The organism is Phyllobacterium sp., assembly GCF_037994405.1.
Taxonomy (GTDB): Bacteria; Pseudomonadota; Alphaproteobacteria; order Rhizobiales; family Rhizobiaceae; genus Phyllobacterium.
On the sequence record NZ_JBBNAN010000069.1, the window covers coordinates 1 to 1,896 of the forward strand.

3 protein-coding genes are annotated in these 1,896 nt (G+C 56.8%); all 3 read right to left on the reverse strand.

Going from position 1 to position 1,896, the window contains the following annotated elements; genetic code table 11:
* On the reverse strand, positions 1-363 hold a 363-nt coding region (locus tag AAAC48_RS04200; protein ID WP_340652969.1), incomplete at its 3' end, for an ATP-binding cassette domain-containing protein.
* On the reverse strand, positions 360-1,079 hold the full coding sequence (locus AAAC48_RS04205; protein WP_340652970.1) for an ABC transporter permease: 720 nt from the start codon (positions 1,077-1,079) through the stop codon (positions 360-362). The genes AAAC48_RS04200 and AAAC48_RS04205, both read right to left, overlap by 4 nt.
* Complete coding sequence (locus tag AAAC48_RS04210; RefSeq protein WP_340652971.1) at positions 1,079-1,798, reverse strand: ABC transporter permease; 720 nt, start codon at positions 1,796-1,798, stop codon at positions 1,079-1,081. Before AAAC48_RS04210 ends, AAAC48_RS04205 begins: the two co-directional genes overlap by 1 nt.
* Between the last annotated feature and the right edge of the window lie 98 nt (positions 1,799-1,896).

The following is a 1,896-nucleotide window of genomic DNA, read 5'->3' on the forward strand; positions in this document are numbered from 1 at the left end:
GATGACGTTTTCCAGAATGGTCTTGTGCGACCAGAGGTTGAAGCTTTGGAACACCATGCCGAGGCGCGAGCGAACACGCTCCACCTGCGCCTGGTCCGCCGGACGGTATTTTCCGTCGCGCGTGCGCCGCATCCGGATCGTCTCTTCGCCTACCGTCACTTCGCCCGAGTCTGGAACTTCAAGGAGGTTGATGCAGCGAAGGAGGGTCGACTTGCCAGAACCTGAGGAGCCAAGGATCGAGACGACTTCGCCCTCGTGTGCCTTGAGCGAAATCCCCTTCAGCACTTCGATAGTTCCAAAGCTCTTGTGCAATTGCCTGACACCAAGCGCCAATGGCGTGGTTACATGTGTTTGGGCGTTCATTTGGCATCTCCTTGAGCGGGCGTCTGCAGCTGTGGTGCACGAAGGTGCGCGCTCAGCATGTATTCGATGAAATGCACGAAGCGCGTCAGCAGGAAGTTGATTGCGAGATAAATCACGCCTGCAACGATGAAGACTTCGATGGCCCGATATGTCTCTGAGATGATTTTCGCGGCAACACCGGTGACTTCCATCAGCGTGATGATCGAGGCAAGCGAAGTCGCCTTGACCATGGAGATCATCTCGTTGCCGCAACTGGGTAGTGCCTGCCGGATGGCGAGAGGCAGAACGATCCGCCGGAATACCATGACACGTGGCATGCCACAGGCACGTGCCGCTTCGATCTGGCCAAGCGGGACCGACAAAAGCCCACCGCGGATGATTTCACTGGCGTAGGCTGCGGTATTTAGTGTCAGCGCGATGACAGCGCACCAGTATGGTTCGCGCAATATTGGCCACAGGAATGTATGACGGATCGTCGTAAACTGGCTAAGGCCATAGTAAATCAGAAAGATTTGCACCAATAGGGGTGTACCGCGAAACACGAACACATAGAGGCGGGCGAACCAGTCGAGAACAGGCACACCGGAAATCCGGAGAAGCGCCAGTGCGAGAGCGAGAAACGCGCCGAGAAATATTGATGACGCAGCGAGTTGAAGCGTCAACGGGATTGCCGCGACAAGGCTGATGAAGGTTTCAAGTGTAAAAGCCCAATCCATCAGTTTCTCCTGACGCCGCGTGAAAAGTGCCGTTCGGACCATTGCAGCAGTGCACCGGAAAAGGTCGAGATCGTCAGATAGATTGCGCCTGCCACGATGTAGAAATTGAAAGGCATTCCGGTCGATCCGGCGCCAACTTGAGCCTGGCGCAGCAGTTCCGCGACCCCGGTGATCGAGACCAGCGCGGATTCCTTCAAGACGACCTGCCAGACGTTGCCCATGCCGGGCAAAGCGTGACGAAGCGTCAGCGGTGCAATGATGCGCCTGAAACGCAGACCGCGTGACATGCCGCAGGCGATCGCCGCTTCGAGTTCGCCACGCTGCACCGCCTTAAATGCTCCGCGAAACACCTCTGTCTGCTGCGCCCCAGACGTAATTCCGACCGCCAGCGCACCGGCAAGAAATCCTGGAAAGCCGACGAATCCTTCCGAGCCAAAAAACCGCCCGATCGCCGTTACCGCGGCACTGCCGCCGAAATAGAACAGATAGATGACCAGAAGGTCAGGAATGCCGCGCAGGACGGTCGTGTATCCGTCCGCAATGAACCGGATGGTCTTGCTACCGCAAACCTTTGCCCAGGCACCAAATGTGCCAATTACTGAGCCGATAACAAATCCGGAGATCGCGATCAGAATCGTCATCCATGCTCCGGCCACGAGCGCGGCTCCCCACCCATCCGGTCCAAAGCTAATGACGTCGAGGAAGCCTGGCTGGTTCATGGCCTTTGCGATCCAGCTTCAGAGAAATGATTGAACGGCATGTCGTCGGTTGCTCCTGAAGCAGTGCGTTCAATTTCCGCTGAATGTCGGAGTAAGAT